The organism is Limosilactobacillus caviae (assembly GCF_014635905.1).
GTDB classification, from domain to species: Bacteria; Bacillota; Bacilli; order Lactobacillales; family Lactobacillaceae; genus Limosilactobacillus; species Limosilactobacillus caviae.
Genome location: NZ_BMDS01000003.1, coordinates 152,820 through 169,913 on the forward strand (window position 1 = coordinate 152,820; position 17,094 = coordinate 169,913).

The 17,094-nt window shown below is 38.7% G+C and carries 19 protein-coding genes; 18 read left to right on the forward strand and 1 reads right to left on the reverse strand.

The annotated features are described in order from the left end of the window. Nucleotides 1-97: 97 nt before the first annotated feature. The 17 genes from atpB to IEU90_RS05615 all read left to right on the forward strand — a co-directional run bounded on the left by atpB (nt 98) and on the right by IEU90_RS05615 (nt 14,000). The gene (gene atpB / locus IEU90_RS05535; protein ID WP_153710168.1) at nt 98-805 is read left to right on the forward strand and encodes a F0F1 ATP synthase subunit A; all 708 of its coding nucleotides are present in this window, start codon (nt 98-100) and stop codon (nt 803-805) included. 24 nt (nt 806-829) lie between these two features. After that, the gene (atpE, locus tag IEU90_RS05540; protein ID WP_003666561.1) at nt 830-1,048 is read left to right on the forward strand and encodes a F0F1 ATP synthase subunit C; all 219 of its coding nucleotides are present in this window, start codon (nt 830-832) and stop codon (nt 1,046-1,048) included. Between the two features lie 42 nt (nt 1,049-1,090). After that, nucleotides 1,091-1,609 carry a F0F1 ATP synthase subunit B gene (atpF, locus tag IEU90_RS05545; RefSeq protein WP_153710169.1) on the forward strand — a complete coding sequence of 173 codons (519 nt, stop codon included), beginning with the start codon at nt 1,091-1,093 and terminating at the stop codon, nt 1,607-1,609. Continuing rightward, on the forward strand, nt 1,599-2,141 hold the full coding sequence (gene atpH / locus IEU90_RS05550; RefSeq protein WP_153710170.1) for an ATP synthase F1 subunit delta: 543 nt from the start codon (nt 1,599-1,601) through the stop codon (nt 2,139-2,141). The genes atpF and atpH overlap by 11 nt, the downstream gene beginning before the upstream one ends. Before the next feature lie 31 nt (nt 2,142-2,172). Further along, on the forward strand, nt 2,173-3,702 hold the full coding sequence (atpA, locus tag IEU90_RS05555) for a F0F1 ATP synthase subunit alpha (protein ID WP_153710171.1): 1,530 nt from the start codon (nt 2,173-2,175) through the stop codon (nt 3,700-3,702). Between the two features lie 35 nt (nt 3,703-3,737). Continuing rightward, on the forward strand, nt 3,738-4,685 hold the full coding sequence (locus IEU90_RS05560) for a F0F1 ATP synthase subunit gamma (RefSeq protein WP_188357844.1): 948 nt from the start codon (nt 3,738-3,740) through the stop codon (nt 4,683-4,685). A gap of 24 nt (nt 4,686-4,709) precedes the next feature. After that, nucleotides 4,710-6,137, forward strand: coding sequence for a F0F1 ATP synthase subunit beta (atpD, locus tag IEU90_RS05565; protein ID WP_153710172.1), 1,428 nt, complete (start codon nt 4,710-4,712; stop codon nt 6,135-6,137). 11 nt (nt 6,138-6,148) lie between these two features. Further along, on the forward strand, nt 6,149-6,580 hold the full coding sequence (locus IEU90_RS05570) for a F0F1 ATP synthase subunit epsilon (protein WP_153710173.1): 432 nt from the start codon (nt 6,149-6,151) through the stop codon (nt 6,578-6,580). 127 nt (nt 6,581-6,707) lie between these two features. Next, nucleotides 6,708-6,971 carry a DUF1146 family protein gene (locus tag IEU90_RS05575; RefSeq protein WP_153710174.1) on the forward strand — a complete coding sequence of 88 codons (264 nt, stop codon included), beginning with the start codon at nt 6,708-6,710 and terminating at the stop codon, nt 6,969-6,971. Between the two features lie 18 nt (nt 6,972-6,989). Then, complete coding sequence (murA, locus tag IEU90_RS05580) at nt 6,990-8,306, forward strand: UDP-N-acetylglucosamine 1-carboxyvinyltransferase (protein WP_153710175.1); 1,317 nt, start codon at nt 6,990-6,992, stop codon at nt 8,304-8,306. 117 nt (nt 8,307-8,423) lie between these two features. Continuing rightward, on the forward strand, nt 8,424-9,416 hold the full coding sequence (locus tag IEU90_RS05585; RefSeq protein WP_153710176.1) for a rod shape-determining protein: 993 nt from the start codon (nt 8,424-8,426) through the stop codon (nt 9,414-9,416). Nucleotides 9,417-9,422: 6 nt separating this feature from the next. Next, nucleotides 9,423-9,656 carry a membrane protein insertion efficiency factor YidD gene (gene yidD, locus IEU90_RS05590; protein WP_153710177.1) on the forward strand — a complete coding sequence of 78 codons (234 nt, stop codon included), beginning with the start codon at nt 9,423-9,425 and terminating at the stop codon, nt 9,654-9,656. Between the two features lie 26 nt (nt 9,657-9,682). Then, the gene (locus IEU90_RS05595; RefSeq protein WP_163704866.1) at nt 9,683-9,907 is read left to right on the forward strand and encodes a DUF2969 domain-containing protein; all 225 of its coding nucleotides are present in this window, start codon (nt 9,683-9,685) and stop codon (nt 9,905-9,907) included. A gap of 48 nt (nt 9,908-9,955) precedes the next feature. Then, nucleotides 9,956-11,149 carry an FtsW/RodA/SpoVE family cell cycle protein gene (locus IEU90_RS05600; RefSeq protein ID WP_188357845.1) on the forward strand — a complete coding sequence of 398 codons (1,194 nt, stop codon included), beginning with the start codon at nt 9,956-9,958 and terminating at the stop codon, nt 11,147-11,149. Nucleotides 11,150-11,161: 12 nt separating this feature from the next. After that, nucleotides 11,162-11,455 carry a glycine cleavage system H family protein gene (locus tag IEU90_RS05605; RefSeq protein ID WP_153710179.1) on the forward strand — a complete coding sequence of 98 codons (294 nt, stop codon included), beginning with the start codon at nt 11,162-11,164 and terminating at the stop codon, nt 11,453-11,455. A 142-nt stretch (nt 11,456-11,597) separates the two neighbouring features. Next, nucleotides 11,598-12,731, forward strand: a complete 1,134-nt coding sequence (locus IEU90_RS05610) for a D-alanine--D-alanine ligase family protein (protein WP_153710180.1) — start codon at nt 11,598-11,600, stop codon at nt 12,729-12,731. A gap of 423 nt (nt 12,732-13,154) precedes the next feature. Then, nucleotides 13,155-14,000, forward strand: a complete 846-nt coding sequence (locus tag IEU90_RS05615; RefSeq protein ID WP_188357846.1) for a helix-turn-helix domain-containing protein — start codon at nt 13,155-13,157, stop codon at nt 13,998-14,000. Nucleotides 14,001-14,072: 72 nt separating this feature from the next. Here the strand turns inward: IEU90_RS05615 and IEU90_RS05620 are convergent, their stop codons facing one another. Continuing rightward, nucleotides 14,073-14,927 carry a helix-turn-helix domain-containing protein gene (locus tag IEU90_RS05620; RefSeq protein WP_188357847.1) on the reverse strand — a complete coding sequence of 285 codons (855 nt, stop codon included), beginning with the start codon at nt 14,925-14,927 and terminating at the stop codon, nt 14,073-14,075. A 110-nt stretch (nt 14,928-15,037) separates the two neighbouring features. On the opposite strand from IEU90_RS05620, the gene IEU90_RS05625 reads away from it, so the two are divergent. Beyond that, a complete protein-coding gene (locus IEU90_RS05625) occupies nt 15,038-17,089 on the forward strand; it encodes a glycosyl hydrolase 115 family protein (protein WP_188357848.1) in 2,052 nt (683 codons plus the stop codon). Nucleotides 17,090-17,094: the final 5 nt, after the last annotated feature.

The window sequence follows — 17,094 nt, forward strand, 5'->3', positions numbered from 1 at the left end:
ATATTAACATTCGTAACTTGGGGTAGTTCGTTTTATTTGCAACGTTCGTCCAATTTACAAGCCAAATTATTGTTATAAGGAAAGAGGTGGAATATGAATGGGCGGTGATGCTTTAACTTTTAAGCTTTTCGGACTCACTTTCAATACAACGAATATTGTTTCTGGACTGATTATCTACGCAATCGTGTTCTTCACTCTTTACGGGATGTCACGAAAGATCCAGATGAAGCCGACTGGTGCGCAAAATGTCTTTGAATGGCTAGTTGACTTCACTAACGGAATTGTGCGGAGTCAGATGCCGGCATCAGAACAAGGACATTATAGTTTCTTTGCTTTTGTTTTGTTTGTCTTTATCTTCTTTGCAAACCAATTCGGTTTAATTTTCCAATTCCATTGGAATGGGGCTGAAGTACTTAGAAGTCCAACGGCAGATCCAGTTGTTACGTTAACACTTTCTCTAATGGTAATGGTATTAGCACATGCTGCTGGGGTAGCACATAATGGCCTTGGCGGGTATCTTAAAGGATACACCAAGCCATTTACATTAATGTTGCCTGTTAACATTATTGAGGACTTTGCTAACTTCTTAACTCTAGGTCTCCGTATCTTTGGTAACATTTTTGCCGGTGAACTTTTGATGAGTTTAATTGCCAACATGGCACTCTCACATGGAGCCTTAACCATTATTCCAGGATTACTTTTGGAACTTGCATGGCAAGGATTCTCCGTATTTATCGGTTCAATTCAGGCATATGTCTTTGTAACATTAACGACGGTTTATATTTCTCGGAAGATTTCCGAATAATAATCCCTAAGGAGGAATTTTAAAATGGCATTAGGAGCAATTGCTGCAGGACTCGCGGCTATGGGTGCCGCTATCGGTGGTGGTATCGGTGACGGTATCTTAATCGGACACACTGTTGACAGTATCGCACGTCAACCAGAATTACAAAGTAGATTACAAGCAACGATGTTTATTGGTGTTGGTTTGATTGAAGCCATGCCTATTATTGCCATCGTTATTGGCTTCCTTGTTATGAACAAGTAATTATTTTAAGTTTTTAATTTTAAGATAAGGAGGTGTCAATAGATGTTTGTAAACAGTGTGTTAGCTGAATCAAACAGTTTATACATTGGTGACTTAGTATTCTACATCGTTACTTTTATTATCTTGATGCTACTGGTTAAGCATTTTGCTTGGAAACCGGTAACTGATATGATGAAGAAGCGTGCGGATAAGATTGCTAATGACATCGATAATGCTGCCCGTTCACGTGAAAGTGCTGAAAAAATGGCTGCAAAGCGTCAAGCTGAGTTACAAAGCTCCCGGCAAGAGGCTGCTGATATCGTAAGCAACGCTAAAAAGTCTGGTGAGACTCAACGAGCACAGATTGTTGAAACGGCGCAAAAAGATGCACAAGCTCTCAAGCAACAAGCACAAAAAGATGCTGAACAGGCACGTCGCGATGCATTAAACAGTGCTAAGGATGACGTTGCAAACTTATCTATTGAGATTGCTTCCAAACTCATCCAAAAAGAACTAAAGGCAGACGATCAAAAAGAATTGATCGATTCCTATATTGAAGGGTTGGTAGAACATGAGTCTTGATAAGAAGACGGTTGCTGATCGCTATGCGAAGGCACTGTTTGAATTGGTCGATGCTGATAATGAACTCGATCAAACTTATCAAGAATTAATTGCTTTACGCCAAGTCTTTGAGGACAACGAGGGATTGGACACCGCACTTGCGGGAGTTCAACTGTCACTTGATGAAAAGAAATCATTGATTAAAGATTTACAGCAGGGTGCTTCAAAGTACGTTGCCAATTTAATTCAAATGGTTTTTGATTACGGCCGCATTGACTGCATGGTCGCAATTATTGATGAGTTTGAACGGCGGTATGACCGTAAGATGAAACGGATGCATGCTGACGTTATCACAGCGATCCAACTCGATAAACAACAAGAGGATCAACTTAAAGCTAATCTTGCAAAACGTTTTGGTGCTAATGAAGTTACCTTAACTAAACATGTTGATCCAGAAATTTTAGGTGGGGTTATTGTCCACGTTGATAATAAGACATTGGATGGTAGTCTCAGCTCAAAGATTAAGCAAATTCGTCGTTTACTAGTTAGATAAATATATCTTTTTTCAAAGAGGTGAGACCTTTATGAGCATTAAAACTGAGGAAATCAGTTCACTCATCAAAAAACAACTCGCCAACTACCAAGACAAAGTATCTGTCGAAGAAACGGGTACTGTTACCTATGTTGGTGATGGTGTTGCTCGTGCCGATGGCTTAGATAATGCTATGGCAGGTGAGTTGCTCGAATTTAGTAACGGGGTCTACGGAATGGCTCAAAACCTCGAAAGTAATGATGTGGGTATTGTTATTTTAGGGGATTACACAGGCATTCGTGAAGGAGACACCGTTAAGCGGACGGGTCGAATCATGGAAGTACCCGTTGGCGATGCATTATTGGGACGGGTTGTAGACTCACTAGGTCGTCCAATTGACGGTCTTGGTGAGATTAAGACAGATAAGACTCGCCCAATTGAACGTAAAGCTCCAGGTGTTATGGAGCGTAAGAGTGTTAGTGTACCACTTCAAACTGGTATTAAGGTTATTGATGCCTTAGTTCCAATTGGACGTGGTCAGCGTGAATTGATTATTGGTGACCGTAAAACAGGTAAAACTGCTATTGCATTGGACACCATTATTAACCAAAAGAACCAAGATGTAATTTGTATTTATGTTGCTATTGGTCAAAAGGAATCAACTGTTCGGGCTAGTGTTGAAACCCTTCGGAAATATGGGGCATTAGATTACACAATTGTTGTTTCAGCTAGTGCTTCTAACCCTGCACCTATGTTATACATTGCACCATATGCAGGGGCAGCGATGGGTGAAGAATTTATGTTCAATGGTAAAGATGTCCTAATTGTTTATGATGATTTATCAAAGCAAGCGGATGCTTACCGTGAACTTTCATTAATTCTTCGTCGTCCTCCTGGTCGTGAAGCTTACCCTGGTGATATCTTCTATACTCACTCACGGTTGCTAGAACGTGCTGCTCGTTTGTCTGATGATCTTGGCGGAGGTTCTATGACTGCTTTGCCAATTATTCAGACACAAGCTGGTGACGTTTCTGCATATATTCCAACTAATGTTATTTCTATCACTGATGGTCAGATCTTCTTGGATTCTGATGAATTCTATGCAGGTCAACGTCCAGCTATTGACGCTGGTACATCGGTTTCTCGTGTTGGTGGTGACGCTCAGGTTAAGGCAATGAAGAAGGTTGCTGGTACTTTACGTTTGGATATTGCTTCATATAACGAATTGGCATCATTTGCTCAATTCGGTTCTGACCTAGATGCAGCTACACAAGCTAAGTTGGCTCGTGGTCAACGGACTATGGAAGTCTTAAAGCAAGGCTTACATGATCCGCTACCAGTAGAAGAACAAGTTGTAACATTATTTGCTCTTTCACGTGGCTTTATCGATAAGGTCGAGATTGAAGATGTTCAACGTTATGAAAGTGAATTGGCTGCTTACATGCATGCTAACCACCAAGACCTCTACGACACCATCAAGAAGACTGGTAAATTACCAGAAGGCGACGACTTGCAAAATGCTGTTGCTAAGTTCTCTGAATCATTTCAAGGAACCAAAAAGCAAGCCGCTGAAGAAAAATAGTTAATGATGATTAGTCGAAAGGACGGTGAGATTTAGTGCCAGCTTCACTCGCTGCAGTTAAACATAAGATTGATTCCACAAAGAGTACGCGTCAAATTACTTCGGCGATGCAAATGGTTTCAACCGCAAAACTGAATCAAATTCAACACCATACTCAGACCTACGAAGTATATGCTGAGAAGGTTAAGCAAATGTTGTCTGATCTGGTTAAATCTCACAGCGCAACATCTGCAGCTTCGCAAGATGATGTTTACGCTGCACTGTTTAAAAAGCGCGCAGTTAAAAAAACTGGGGTGCTTGTGATTACGTCTGACCGGGGTTTGGTTGGTAGTTATAATAGTAATATTATCAAGCAAACGCTAGATATGATGGCTAAGCACAATCTTGATAAAGACAACACCGTTTTCTTGACGGTTGGTAAGACAGGAACAGAATTCTTTAAGAAGCGAGGAATGAATGTCGTTTACGAATATTCAGGAGTTAGCGATGTTCCGACATATCGTGAAGTTCATAGCATCGTAAAGACTGCTGTTCAAATGTACAGTGACCAAGTATTTGATGAAATGTATATGGCTTATAGCCACTATGTTAACCGTATTACATCAAAAGTTATTGTTCACGATGTACTTCCAATTACCGAAAAATCATTACTTGAAGATGATGAAACAATTGCAGAAGATAATACAGAATTAAGTAATTCTGATGTAAGTGCTGCTCATGTTTCATCCGAGTATGAATTTGAACCGTCAGATACGGAAATCATTTCTGCATTGGTTGCTCAATACGCAGAAAGCTTGATTTATGGAGCGATTCTTGATGCAAAGACATCAGAACACTCGTCAAGTGCTAATGCAATGCGCTCAGCAACGGATAATGCTGATGACATTATCTCGACTCTCGAATTGCAATATAACCGAGCACGGCAAGCAGCCATTACCACTGAAATTACTGAAATCACTGGTGGTATGACTGCCCAAGAATAATTTTCTAACGTAGGAGGAAACAACATGAGTTCTGGTAAAGTTTTACAAGTTATCGGACCAGTTGTTGATGTTGAATTTCCCTTAGACGAAAAACTTCCTGAAATTAATGACGCTTTGAAGATTAAGGAAAGCGATGGTAAGACTTTAACGACTGAAGTTGCCTTGGAATTAGGTGACGGCGTTGTTCGAACAATTGCCATGGACGGTACTGATGGTCTTCAACGGGGTATGGAAGTTGAAAATACTGGGGCATCAATTAGTGTACCAGTAGGTGATGATACTCTGGGACGAGTATTTAACGTCTTAGGTGAACCTGTTGACAACGGACCGAAATTTGGTCCTGATGCAAAGCGGATGCCTATTCACCGTGATGCACCAAAGTATGATGACTTAAACAACGCTACTGAAATTTTGGAAACTGGTATTAAGGTTATTGATTTGCTAGCTCCATATGTTCGTGGTGGTAAGATTGGTCTATTTGGTGGTGCCGGTGTTGGTAAGACCGTTTTGATTCAGGAATTGATTCACAATATTGCCCAAGGTCATAATGGTATTTCTGTCTTCACAGGTGTTGGTGAACGTACCCGTGAAGGTAACGATATGTACTATGAAATGAAGGCCTCTGGGGTTCTTGAAAAGACGGCCATGGTTTATGGTCAGATGAACGAACCACCTGGTGCCCGGATGCGGGTTGCCTTAACCGGTTTAACAATCGCGGAATACTTCCGTGATGTAAAAGGTCAAGATGTTCTTCTCTTTATTGATAACATCTTCCGGTTTACTCAAGCCGGTTCAGAAGTTTCTGCCCTTTTAGGCCGAATTCCTTCTGCCGTTGGTTACCAACCAACATTGGCTACTGAAATGGGTCAGCTACAAGAACGGATTACTTCAACTAAGAAGGGATCAATTACGTCTATCCAAGCCGTTTACGTTCCTGCCGATGATTATACCGACCCTGCACCAGCTACAACATTTGCCCACTTGGATGCAACTACTAACTTGGAGCGACGGTTAACTCAGATTGGTATTTACCCAGCTGTTGACCCATTAGCTTCGACTTCAACTGCTCTTACTCCAGAAATTGTTGGTAAAGAACACTATGAAGTTGCTACACAGGTTCAGCACGTTCTTCAACGATACCATGAACTTCAAGATATCATTTCTATTTTAGGTATGGATGAATTATCTGATGAAGAAAAGACTATTGTTGCTCGTGCACGGCGGATTCAAAACTTCCTCTCACAAAGCTTTAGTGTTGCTTCACAATTTACTGGTTTACCAGGCAAATATGTTCCATTAAAAGAAACAATCAAAGGCTTTAAGGAAATCCTTGCTGGTAAGTATGATGATCTTCCAGAAGAAGCTTTCCGTTTAGTTGGACCAATTGAAGACGTTGTTGAAAAGGCAAATAAAATGAAAGCTGATACTGACGAAGATAGCTCAGAAGACTAGGAGGGATAATTATGGCTGAAAATACTTTTAAGGTCACTATTATTACTCCAGATGGCACCGTCTATGATAATGAAAAGGTTACAATGCTCGTTATGAACACTGCAGGTGGACAAATGGGTATCATGGCTAACCACGTACCATTGATTGCTGCGCTAGAAATCAGTACAGTCCGAATTAAACATTCTGAAGGCACTGATGAAGTTGCTGCAGTTAATGGTGGGATCATTCAATTTGATGGTCATAATGCTATAATCGCAGCTGATAGTGCTGAAATGCCTGAAACAATTGACGTTGAGCGGGCACAGAAAGCTAAGGAGCGATCTGAGTCTGCAATTGCCGAAGCGAAGAAGAAGCATAATCAAAACGACTTATCACGTGCTGAGGTTCACCTTAAGCGTGCTATCAACCGTTTGAATGCTGCTTCCAAACAGCGCAATATTTAAGGTAGAATATTAATATAAAAAAGGGATTGTGGTTAACGCCATTATTCCTTTTTTATTTATCTGGAAATCTTATTTAATATAACATTAAGCTTTTTTATAAAATGCTAATTTGATCTTATGATATGATATGATTAAATTTAGTTTAAAAGAAGGTGATCGATTGCAAATTACAGGATTACGGGCCTTAATTGAAATAGTGGTCCAACTTGCCTTCGTTTGGTTAGCATTTGCGGCCATTCAAGGGATTCATTTTGAACATTTTTTTAACCGACCACCGCGAACATTACCTTTACTCATTGTTTTGATGGCCACTGGACTAGGATATTTATGTGCAACGTTTTTCTTAAATATCTTAAGTGCAATTGGTAATTTGACATATTTAATTCGATAGTTATTACTGGAGGAACTTATGGAAAAAATTATTGTCAAGGGCGGTCAGCGATTAGCCGGTCGAGTGAAAGTGGAAGGGGCTAAGAATGCTGTTTTACCGATTCAGGCAGCAGCAATTTTAGCTTCAAGCGGGAATGTACAATTAACAAACGTTCCAATCTTATCAGATGTAACAACGATGAATCAGTTGTTGCGCTTCTTAAATCTTAAAGTAGATTTTGACGAAAGAAATCATTCGCTTACACTCGATGCATCTAACCCTGTCTCTTCAGAAGCACCCTTGGAATATGTTACTCGGATGCGGGCTTCAATGGTTGTTCTTGGACCGCTCCTTGCCCGAACTGGACATGCGCAGATTGCATTGCCTGGAGGATGCGCGATTGGTTCGCGACCGATTGACCTGCATTTAAAAGGATTGCGTCAGCTTGGTGCAATCATTGAACAGCATGATGGATATTTAGAAGCACGTGCGGATCATTTAATCGGTGATCATGTCTACTTAGACTTCCCAAGTGTAGGAGCTACACAAAACATTATGATGGCAGCTACTCTTGCTCAAGGAATAACGACAATTGAAAATGCAGCCTGTGAGCCAGAAATTGTTGATTTGGCAAATATGCTAAATAAGATGGGAGCACGGGTTCATGGTGCCGGAACCGAGATTATCCGTATTCAAGGAGTAAACTTCCTTCATGGATGTGAACATTATGTAATACCGGATAGAATTGAAGCTGGTACATTTATGATTGCAGCCGCGATTACAAATGGTGATGTTGTTGTTGAAGGAGCCATCGCTAAGCATAATTCTTCATTAATAGCTAAGCTGGAAGAAATGGGCGTAACAGTTGTTGTTCAAGAAGACGGGATTCGTGTTTTAGGGACTTCAGTTTTAATCCCCACTAATATCAAGACGCTTCCTTATCCTGGCTTTCCTACTGACCTCCAGCCACAGATGTCAGTTTTACAATTGTTAGCTAATGGAACGAGTATGCTCGATGAGACCATTTTCGAGAAAAGATTTATGCATCTTGAAGAATTAAGACGAATGAATGCCGATTTTCAAATTAATGGTCCGGTTGCCGTTCTCAATGGTCCAACACATTTTAGCGGGGCGGAGGTTGCTGCCTCTGACTTGCGTGCCGGAGCTGCTTTGGTTTTAGCCGGCCTAGTAGCTGATGGAATAACACAAGTCCGTAACCTGAAATATATTGACCGCGGTTACTATCATTTTCACCAAAAATTACAACAATTAGGTGCGAAGATCGACCGGGTTGATTTTGAAGATAAAATTAAATTAGATGTAAAACCATCAAAAAATAAAACTAACCAGGACTAGGGGAAATGCTTGAAGTCGCAAGCCACTCCTGTATTGACCCCTATTTTGTGGTATAATTACGAACGATATTAACGAGTTTAGTGTTAACACTTTACTAGCTAAAAGGAGAATAAATTAATGGCAAAGGATATTGGAATTGATTTAGGAACTGCCAATGTTTTGATTTATGTTCAAGGTAAAGGCATTGTTCTAAATGAACCGTCAGTTGTTGCGGTTGATACAAAGACCAATAAAGTATTGGCTGTTGGTTCGGAAGCTTACCGAATGGTTGGCCGGACCCCTAGCAATATTCGGGCTATTCGTCCATTAAAGGATGGAGTTATTTCCGATTTTGATGTGACCCAGGAAATGCTCTCATACTTTATTGGTAAACTGAGTGTTAAAGGGTTTATGTCAAAGCCAAATATTATGATCTGTGCCCCAACTAACATTACGGAGATTGAACGAAAGGCTATCATTCAGGCAGCTGAGCAGTCAGGTGGCGGAAAGGTTTATCTTGAATATGAACCTAAAGTTGCTGCAATCGGGGCTGGCCTTGATATCTTTAAACCTCGTGGAAACATGGTTATTGATATGGGTGGTGGAACTAGTGATATTGCCATCCTTTCATTAGGAGATATTGTTTCTAGTCAATCGATTCGGATGGCTGGTGACAAGATGAATAGCGATATTGCTTCTTACATTAAAAATAAGCATGGGTTAGTCATTGGTGAGCATACTGCTGAAAAGATTAAGATGGATTTAGGAACAGCTCTTCGTGTGGATGATCCAGAGACAATGGATGTTCGTGGACGGGATGTTGCTACTGGTATGCCAAAGCAAATCACTGTTAATGAAAATGAGATTGAAGAAGCATTGCATGATACACTTGAGCAAATTGTATCAGCAGCGATCAGTGTGTTGGAAACTATTCCACCAGAATTAGCTAGTGATATTATTGACCGAGGAATTATGTTAACTGGTGGGACCTCATTATTAAAGGGAATTGATCAGTTATTTAGTGCTCGGCTAAAGGTACCAGTTGTTGTTTCTCAGGACCCATTAGATAACGTTGCTAAGGGTGCTGGTGAGATGTTGGAACGGATGCAAAAAACTGAGCGAAAGAAGTAATAAAAAATGGTCGGGATGTTATGTCGGTTTATTCGTTGGTATCAGCGTACAATTTCGGCACGTCGCCAATTTCGAGTATGTCGGTTTATGCCGTCATGTTCACAATATATGCTTGAAGCTCTCCAACGATTTGGCCTAAAAGGGTTATTACTTGGATGCTGGCGTATTCTTCGGTGCCAGCCTTTTTGCCGTGGCGGATATGATCCTGTCCCAAATCATTTTACTTTTCGTCGTCAGTAGCAATAATAGTTATTAAGGGTGAAAAAGTGTCAAAGAAAGATAAAAAAATAGAAGTCAGCGTTAAAGATATTGAACGTCGTAACCAACCAGTTCAGCAAATATTTATTGGTGACCGGTTGATTGGTGAAGTTGTAACCGATAATGAACGTTTCAAAGCAATGCTGATAAATGACCAGAGCGAATTTTATGTTCGTTCTCAAGAAGAAGGTTTAGAAATAATCCTTCAACAATACCATCTTCACCAGCATTAGTTTGGTGAACCATCCTCTTTAATTAATATTTTGTAAAGGAGTTTGGTAATGCAACGTTCACAAAATGATGTAGAGAGTCGAATTGATTGGGGAATTATATTCTGTGTTCTCTTACTAGCCTTAATTGGTCTTGCTTCAATATATGTGGCTGCGGTTCATGACCGTCAGCAAACTAGTGTTGCTCGACAGGTTATTACTCAATTAGTTTGGTATGCGGTTGGAACCATTTTAATTATTGTTATTATGCAGTTTGATGCTGAGCAATTATGGAAATTAGCGCCGATTGTATATTGGCTAAGTGTGTTCCTAATGTTTGCCATACTGGTCTTTTATAGTCGGGCTTATTACGCAAGTACAGGGGCTAAAAGCTGGTTTGCGATTGGACCGTTCACATTTCAACCGTCAGAAATAATGAAACCTGCGTATATTTTGATGATGGGGCGGGTTATTACGACTCATAATAATCGTTATAGCGTTCATACGGTTGATTCCGACTGGCGTTTAATCGGGACCATGTTTTTATGGTTATTGCCAATCTTGATTTCCCTTAAGTTTCAAAATGACTTTGGGACGGGGTTAGTATTCTTCGCTATTTTCTGCGGAATGGTATTAGTTTCAGGAGTGACTTGGCGAATTTTGGCTCCCGCTGCAACAGTCTTAGTGGTTGTGGGGGGATCTGCTTTAGCAATGGTGACAAGTTCCGTTGGTCGTCAAATTCTTGAGCACGTTGGCTTTCAGGCTTACCAGTTTGACCGTGTTGATACCTGGCTCCATCCTGAACAAGATACTACTAATCAGGGGTATCAGTTATGGCAAAGTATTAAGGCTGTAGGTTCAGGTGGAATTACTGGAACTGGATTCAATAATTCTAAAGTGTATGTTCCAGTTCGTGAATCAGATATGATTTTTTCTGTTATCGGTGAAAATTTTGGGTTCATCGGTGGAGTTTTATTAATTCTTATCTACTTGTTACTAATTTATTTAATGATTCGGGTAACATTTGATACCAAGAACGAATTTTATGCTTATATTTCAACCGGGGTTATCATGATGATTCTATTCCACGTGTTTGAAAATATCGGGATGAATGTTGGACTCTTACCATTAACCGGGATTCCGCTACCATTTATTAGTGCAGGGGGATCTTCATTAATCGGTAACTTGATTGGGATTGGGATGGTAATGTCGATGCGTTACCACCACCATTCGTATATGTTTAGTAGTAATCGTGAATTTAGATAGCGAGGTCATAAAATGTCAAAGAGTTATTTTTGGGTAAAAGAACAAGCTGATGGTACTAAGCGGATCGGGTTAAATGATGCTGGCCGTGATGAACTAGGCGAAGTAAGTTTTATTGATGTACCAGCAGTAGGAACGACTCTTAAGCAAGCTGATAAGTTTATTGCAGTTGAAGCAGAAAAAGCAGTTACTGATGTTGATAGTCCTGTTGATGGCAAGATTACTAAGATAAATGAAGCGGTTGTTGATGATCCAGCAGCCTTAAACTCAAAAGATGAAAATAAGAACTGGATTGTTGAAGTTAAGTAATTGAATAGTTCAAAAGACTGAGAAAAAATAATTTTCCCAGTTTTTTTATTTTGACTTAATTGTAGCGGACAAGTGAAGTTCATGGTATACTTAAAGTTCTAGGAAAACGGTTAAGATAAAAATATTTAAGGTGGTATTTATAATGACCAAAAAACTACATATCGCTTTATTGTTTGGAGGAAATTCCTCAGAGCACGATGTATCGAAGCGGTCGGCGCACAATATTTATGATGCCTTGGATAAAGATAAATATGATGTAAGCCTCTTTATGTTCACTAAAGACGGAATTTTACTTAATAATGAGGACTCACAAAAAATCTTTGATGGTCAACCTGAAGACCAGGTAGTAAAAGAAGCTTATCAAAAGATGGATTTATCTAGTCCTTTAGCACCAATTATGGCGTTAAACGAGCAAGAAGAGATTGACTTCTTCTTCCCGGTTATTCATGGAAACTTAGGGGAAGACGGAACAATTCAAGGCCTCTTTAAGTTATTAAATAAGCCTTACGTTGGTTCTAATATTTCAGCAAGCGCAATGGCTTTTGATAAGGACCTTACTAAAAAGATTATTACCCAAGCCGGGATTCGCAATACTCCTTATGTTTTAGTTACTCCAGAAAATCGAGCAGATTACTCATGGGGTCGGATTGAAGAGCAGCTTGGTAATCTTACTTTTATTAAACCTGCAAAACAAGGTTCATCGGTTGGTATCCACCGGGTTACTAATGCTGAGGAATATGAAGCGGCACTTAATGATGCATTCAAATATGACTATAAGGTGTTAGTAGAACAAGGAATTGACCGTCCACAGGAAGTTGAAATTTCAATTTTAGGTAATGAACATCCAATTGCTTCAAAATTAGGAGCGGTACGGGTTCCTGAAGATGACTTATTCTACGATTACGAAAATAAATTCGTTGATGCTAGTGGGGTCGTTTTTGAATTACCAGTTAAGTTGCCACAATACTTAGTTGATGAAATTACTGATATGGCCCTAAAAGCATATAAGGCATTGGGGATGAAAGGATTGGCTCGCATCGACTTCTTAGTTGATAGCAATAATGTGCCATACTTGGGTGAACCAAACACATTACCTGGATTTACTAATATCAGTCTATATCCTCAAATGTGGGAAGTTTCAGGGATTTCATACTCAGAACTAATTGATCGGTTAATTCAGTTAGGGCTAGAGGAATTTAAGCGTAATAGCAAGATTAAATATGACTTCCGTAAACTTGGCACAGAACGTGTTGGGCAAAAGAAATATAATAATTAGTAAAGATACCGATAGAGGTTCAGAGTTCAATTTATCGAGCTTTGAACCTCTATTATGTACAATTCACAATCAATATATTTAGAATAAGCAAAAGTCTGATATATTAGTATTGAAGTGCAACGTTTTTATAATATAATATAGGTACATAACAATGTGAACGTCAATTATGCCAGTATTGACGCTGTTTATAGCGATTGAGATCACACGGGGGTGACTTTAGTTAGCGATTTTATGTAGTTATTTTTTATAATATTATTAAGGACAAGCATTTAATTAGTATTAATTTATTTAGTGTTTTATAATAATGTGACTATTAATAAGTTAATGATTGCTAAGTCCTTAATAGTGGTATAATACGATTGGCAATAGTCCGTTTTATAAAGGATTTTTATATTCAACAATTATGATTAAGGAAAGTAAACAATGAAACTCCGAGGAGACGTATTAAAACAAATTCGTCGCAAGCGTGGATTGTCCCAGACAGCCCTAGCTGAAGGGATTTGTACCCAGGCGACGATTAGCCTAATGGAAAAACAAAATCGCTTACCCAAAATGGATATTTTAACGGCAATATGTGAACGCTTAAATATTTCTTCTGATCGAATTGTCGAAAATGAAGTTAGTGGAATCAATGAAACATTTAACCAAATTGTTGATAGTTTAATTTCACGTAATTTTGAAGATGCTTCAACTCTTTTAAAAAAGGTTCATGTTAAAAATCTAGAAAGTGATTTTGATAAGCAACGTTACTACTACCTTGTTGGGATGGTTCAGGTAGAAAGTGATCAGCTTGATGAAGCTATTTTTAATTTTGAATTGGTATTGACACAGTTTACTACTACTAGTGCTAATATCTACTTAGCAATGACAACTGCCGGGATGGCATTAGCATATTTAAAGCGGGGAGATAAAGAACGAGCTGCACGTTTAACTAATCGTTCAGTAAAATTAATTGATAATAAGAAGCTAATTGGTAGTCTTTATCAATGGGCTTCAATTGATTGTCAAATTTCAGAATTATACCTTCAACTTGATGATCCTGATAACGCTATTGATGTTGCGAATAAAGGGATTGAGCTGTGCCGTGAACATGATTCTTTATTCTTGTTGGATGAGCTTTACCTATGCATAGGTCGGAGTTATCTTTTAAAAGACGAACCAGAAAAGGCTAAAGAATCATTAGAGATTGCCAAAAGCCTTAGTATTGCTCGTCATGGCTCTGTAACTGAGAATACAATTTTATTAGAATTAAAGAATTTAGAAGTTTAAAAAGAGGCAGTATTTAGGAAATGAATTTTTCTTAAATACTGCTTTTTTATTAGCTTTGTAGTTTGATAGAAGCTATTTAATATTAAGCTTACGAAATTTTCCAGGGGAGATTCCGACAGTTTCTGTAAAGGCACGGATAAAACTGCTGTAATTTTTATAACCACACATTTGAGCAGTTTTACTGAGTGTTTCGCCTTCTGCTAGTAAGCGGCGAGCTTTTTCTAACCGACTTTGTTTAATGTATACATGAATAGAAAGGCCGATTTCTTTACGGAAATAGCGATTGAGATAATCGGGATTTAAGAAAAAGTAATTAGCTAGATGGTTAAGCGAAAGATCGTGATCGAGGTTAGTATCAATATAGTCTAAAAGTTGTTGAAGTTTGGTTGGCTGAGGATTAATTTCCTCGGCTTTTTTTCTATGCACAGCTTTATTTGCGATTAACAATAATTCTGCCTGAAGGATATTCAAATTGATATCAACGCCAAATCCATTTTTTCCAAGCATCATTATTACTTGATGACAAAGATTGACAAAGTGATTTGCTGTTGTCTGATCTAGATGTACAACATTGATATCCCACTTTAAGGGAAGTTTTGTAAAACACTGCATTAAGTTTGTATCGGCAGTAGAAAGTTCCTTGATTTTTGTAGTTTGAATATTAATAAAAATTCGTTCATATTTTGTCGCTGTTAATGTGTAAGCACGATGCCAAGTACCGGCAGGAATAATGATTAAGTCAAAAGGATGCGGTTTAAAAACAATTTTCTTAGAAAAGAATTGAACATTGCCGCTCAGAAATAGAAGTAATTCAACATGGTTAATATGATGATGGAATGGACTTGCATGGTGCTTATCTAGGTGATGAAAACATACTATCTGTTGATTAATTGTTCCATCTAGCGGGAAATCATCATAATGTTTCAATTTAAAGGTCTCCTTTTGCAATAAATGAGTCTTATTTAGCAAAGATTATATCTTATTAAGCGCTTACAATCAATGGTGTAAAGTTAATTAAGCAGTAAAGGGGGATAAAGATGACGACAGCAGGATTTGAAATTTCAAGGAATACGCAGGTAACGATATCAGATGTTACAAATCCAATTTTAAAAAATGCTCAAGCTATTCTTCAACGGGATATTAGCAAAACAACATTTGCTGGCAAAGAGCAAAATGAGATTTGTTTGGTACTTGATCATGACACAGCGTCGCAGTCAGAAAGATATTACTTTAATTTAAAAGAGGGGAAGGTGACTATTAAGTCAAAAAGTTCTATTGGCGTGATGTATGGGGTCTTAGCAGTCTCTCGTTCGGTTCTTGGAATTGATGACTTTTGGTACTGGATGGATACGCCGGTTGACCGGAAAGAGAGTATTTTATGGACTAATTTTAATTTGAATTTGCCAAAATATAAAACTAAGTACCGTGGATGGTTTATTAATGATGAATTGCTTTTGATGAAGTGGGAGGATCATGATTCTAACTCATATGTATGGCAACGTGCCTTTGAAACTGCTTTAAGGGTTGGGTGCAATGTAATTATTCCTGGAACGGACCTGACCTCTCATAAGAATCGTCAAACTGCTAGTGAGTATGGATTGATTATTGCTCAACATCACGCGGAACCACTTGGAGCAGCAATGTTTGCTCGAAAGTATCCTAACCTGACGGCCTCATATATTAAGTATCCTAACTTATTCCGCCAATTATGGAAGGATGCTATTTTAGCACAGCAAGGACTAAAAGTTGTCTATAGCCTGGGCTTTCGTGGTCAAGGTGATAAGCCTTTTTGGGAGGATGATGATAGTCGGGAATGGACGAAAAAAGCTATTTCCCGGGTAATAAATCAGATTATTAAAGAACAATATGAAATGGTAAAGAAGTATGATCCAGATGCTCCGATGGCAATTAATATCTATGGAGAATTGACAGGACTTTACCGTGACGGACTTCTTGAATTACCAGATGATGTTATTGAAATATGGGCAGATAGTGGGTATGGGAAGATGGTTTCTCGTCGACAAGGAATTGATAACCCCCGAGTACCAATTCTTAATGTTCCCAATCCGCACCACCGCCAACGGGGATTATATTGTCATGCTGGTTTTCACGATTTACAAGCATCAAACTTTTTAGGTTTAATGTCGAATAGTCCGGCTTTTGTATCGAGTGAACTATGTAAAGCACGGCAAAATAACATGGATACAATTGAACTAGTAAATACAGGAAATATTAAACCTCATATTCTTCATCTTCGCGAATATGCAAAATCATGGCGTGAAGATTATCAAGAGCGGAGTTTAACCGAAATCCTTAGTGAGTATGTTGAAACTTATTATAGTGAGTCGAGGGGTAGGCTAGTTCAATATTACAAGCAATATTGGGAGAATGTCGTTCAGTATGGAGAGTATGAGGATGAAACAGCTGGTGATGAGTTTGCTCCATTTCTTATTCGCCGAATTATTCAAGCATGGGTTACGCCAAATGGAAAATTAACTGACGCTGGTTGGCTAGTTAATGAAGGATCGCTTAGTGCTGATTTAAAGAAGATTAAAGCAATGGTTGAACCATCATTACCAGGATGGGCAGCACTTATTCGTAATTTAGAAATACTATTGTTGGAAATGAAGGATCAGCATAATCGTAATGTTCTTTATGGTGATTTATATATGAGTGCCATTAACCAATCGGCTGGTTTACATGCACTGGTAAATTTAATTAAGGCATATGAGACTACTCAGGAAGCTCATGAAAAAGATGACTTAATTTATGCATTTTTACAAGCTGATAATGCAGTTCGAATGATGAATAAGATTTTGGTAGTAATTAAAAATAATCCATCACCAAAATGGCGTGATTTTTATGAAAATGATGCGGACAATGATGTGCCGTTAACTGTCAAAAAATTAAAGTTTTTACGTCAATATTTACGTAACCTTGGTGATACCGCTGATGAAGATGACTGGGAACGACGGTTTGTAAAGTTACCAGGTGATGCGCGGGTAATGACTTTGTGGACAACGCATCGCGAAATGTCAGATGCCAAATTAGCAGATAAACTACGCGAAATTTTAATTGATAAGCTTTAATAGTA

What these genes read in the sequence shown, in the direction of transcription:
- atpB (WP_153710168.1), top strand. Translation starts at nt 98, where the DNA reads ATGGGCGGTGATGCTTTAACTTTTAAGCTTTTCGGACTCACTTTCAAT.
- atpE (WP_003666561.1), top strand. Translation starts at nt 830, where the DNA reads ATGGCATTAGGAGCAATTGCTGCAGGACTCGCGGCTATGGGTGCCGCT.
- atpF (WP_153710169.1), top strand. Translation starts at nt 1,091, where the DNA reads ATGTTTGTAAACAGTGTGTTAGCTGAATCAAACAGTTTATACATTGGT.
- atpH (WP_153710170.1), top strand. Translation starts at nt 1,599, where the DNA reads ATGAGTCTTGATAAGAAGACGGTTGCTGATCGCTATGCGAAGGCACTG.
- atpA (WP_153710171.1), top strand. Translation starts at nt 2,173, where the DNA reads ATGAGCATTAAAACTGAGGAAATCAGTTCACTCATCAAAAAACAACTC.
- atpD (WP_153710172.1), top strand. Translation starts at nt 4,710, where the DNA reads ATGAGTTCTGGTAAAGTTTTACAAGTTATCGGACCAGTTGTTGATGTT.
- IEU90_RS05570 (WP_153710173.1), top strand. Translation starts at nt 6,149, where the DNA reads ATGGCTGAAAATACTTTTAAGGTCACTATTATTACTCCAGATGGCACC.
- IEU90_RS05575 (WP_153710174.1), top strand. Translation starts at nt 6,708, where the DNA reads ATGATTAAATTTAGTTTAAAAGAAGGTGATCGATTGCAAATTACAGGA.
- murA (WP_153710175.1), top strand. Translation starts at nt 6,990, where the DNA reads ATGGAAAAAATTATTGTCAAGGGCGGTCAGCGATTAGCCGGTCGAGTG.
- IEU90_RS05585 (WP_153710176.1), top strand. Translation starts at nt 8,424, where the DNA reads ATGGCAAAGGATATTGGAATTGATTTAGGAACTGCCAATGTTTTGATT.
- yidD (WP_153710177.1), top strand. Translation starts at nt 9,423, where the DNA reads ATGGTCGGGATGTTATGTCGGTTTATTCGTTGGTATCAGCGTACAATT.
- IEU90_RS05600 (WP_188357845.1), top strand. Translation starts at nt 9,956, where the DNA reads ATGCAACGTTCACAAAATGATGTAGAGAGTCGAATTGATTGGGGAATT.
- IEU90_RS05605 (WP_153710179.1), top strand. Translation starts at nt 11,162, where the DNA reads ATGTCAAAGAGTTATTTTTGGGTAAAAGAACAAGCTGATGGTACTAAG.
- IEU90_RS05610 (WP_153710180.1), top strand. Translation starts at nt 11,598, where the DNA reads ATGACCAAAAAACTACATATCGCTTTATTGTTTGGAGGAAATTCCTCA.
- IEU90_RS05615 (WP_188357846.1), top strand. Translation starts at nt 13,155, where the DNA reads ATGAAACTCCGAGGAGACGTATTAAAACAAATTCGTCGCAAGCGTGGA.
- IEU90_RS05625 (WP_188357848.1), top strand. Translation starts at nt 15,038, where the DNA reads ATGACGACAGCAGGATTTGAAATTTCAAGGAATACGCAGGTAACGATA.